We start from the raw sequence: 1,925 nt of genomic DNA, 5'->3' as shown, positions 1-1,925 counted from the left end.
CAAACTCGATGAAAATCGAGTTTGCCTACAGTCTTTTTTGTTTTAAAATAGAATTAGTAAAATTTTCTTAGGTGAGATACATGCTTTCAAAACATCATTCAATTCAAAGAGATCAATTAGAAATGATCGCACTTGACCAACTTGTACCTGACAATCACTTAGTACGAAAAATAGAAGCATCAATTGATTTTTCTTTTATTTATGATTTGGTGAAAGACATGTATTCTCCTGTTGGGCGTCCAAGCATTGATCCAGTAATTTTAATTAAATTAACCTTTATCCAATATACATTTGGCATTCGCTCCATGCGTAAAACGATTGAAGAAGTAGAAACAAACATGGCTTATCGTTGGTTTTTAGGGTATGGCTTTTATGATAAAGTACCTCACTTTTCGACCTTTAGTAAAAACTATGAACGACGATTCCAGGATTCGGATTTATTTGAACAGATTTTCTATCGTATTTTAAAATTGGCTGCCGATAAGAAATTAATTAGTTCCGAACACGTTTTTATTGATTCCACCCATGTGAAAGCTAGCGCGAATAAACATAAATTTGAAAAGAAAGTCGTTCGTAAAGAGACTCGAGCTTATCAGGAACAGCTTCAAACAGAAATTAATCAAGATCGTGAAGACCATGGAAAAAAGCCGTTTCCCCCGGACAAGTTTGAGAAAGAAGAAGAAAAAGAAATCAAAGAGAGTACAACTGATTCAGAAAGTGGCTACTATGTAAAAGATGAACGGACCAAACAGTTTGCCTACTCTTTTCACGCAGCTTCAGACCGTAACGGCTTTGTCTTAGGAAGTATTGTGACTCCGGGGAACGTACATGATAGTCAAATGTTGGAACCATTAGTAAAAGAAGTGATTGAGAAAGTTGGAAAGCCTACTGCGGTTGCGGCAGACGCAGGATACAAAACACCGGCTATTGCGAAATACTTGATTGATAACGAAATGACACCAGCTTTACCATACACACGACCAAGAACAAAAGAAGGTTTTTTCCGAAAACACGAGTATGTTTATGATGAGCACTATGATTGTTATCTTTGTCCTGCAGGAGAAGTTTTGACTTATTCGACTACTACGAAAGAAGGCTATCGTGAATACAAATCACCTAAAAAGATTTGTGCAACATGCCCGTTTTTAGCGCAATGTACGGAAAGTAAAGATCATCAAAAAGTGGTGACTCGTCACATTTGGCAAGAGTACATCGAGGAAGCAGAACACCTTCGTCATCATAAAGAAGTAAAACCAATCTATGCGAAGCGAAAAGAAACAATTGAACGTGTTTTCGCAGATGCGAAAGAAAAGCATGGCATGCGATGGACAACTTTAAGGGGACTTAAAAAATTGTCGATGCAGGCGATGCTTACTTTTGCATCCATGAATTTAAAGAAGATGGCCACCTGGACTTGGAGTGGTCCAAAAACAGCATAAAACTGAGGATAATAGAGGTCTATTCTCACTCAAAATATAAAAAAATGACAAAAGGGATTCGGAATAAGACCATTCCGAACCCCTTTTGTCGACAATCTGAGAACTGTCTAATTTAGACAGTTCTTTTTCATATTCAAAATATCAACATTTTACTTTAACAGAGCCAAAAAGCATCCAATTTAGTTCTGTCAGTGAACTTAACGTTCCAATGGTTCAACCTAGATGAAGTGGCACTTATATTCATTCAATTAAAATCATAAAAGAATTAACATTATTTATATAAATACTGTAATTTCTTTGAACTCTGGAGACAATTAACTGCATTTCAAAAATGATAGGAATAACATAACTTACTAGCAAGCATGCGTTAGTTGTACAACATGATCAACAGTTTAGTCAGACTTTTCTTACGATTAGTCAATGGTTATTTTAGTTTATTGATGGATAACTCTGGTTTATTTACACAGAAAGGTTTGAGAATTATAA

Annotated in this window: 1 protein-coding gene; it reads left to right on the top strand. The window is 35.6% G+C overall.

Going from position 1 to position 1,925, the window contains the following annotated elements; translation table 11 throughout:
* Positions 1-80 precede the first annotated feature (80 nt).
* Positions 81-1,439: an IS1182 family transposase gene (locus CN514_RS18840; protein WP_098233922.1), complete on the top strand. Its 1,359-nt coding sequence runs from the start codon at positions 81-83 to the stop codon at positions 1,437-1,439.
* The last annotated feature ends 486 nt before the right edge of the window (positions 1,440-1,925 follow it).

It is taken from the genome of Bacillus sp. AFS001701, assembly GCF_002559405.1.
Taxonomy (GTDB): domain Bacteria; phylum Bacillota; class Bacilli; order Bacillales; family Bacillaceae_G; genus Gottfriedia.
The sequence above is the reverse complement of the archived record's forward strand: the minus strand, read 5'-3'. Positions and strand labels throughout refer to the sequence as shown.

Excerpts from the sequence above, each read along its gene's own strand:
- CN514_RS18840 (WP_098233922.1), top strand. The coding sequence starts at position 81 with ATGCTTTCAAAACATCATTCAATTCAAAGAGATCAATTAGAAATGATC.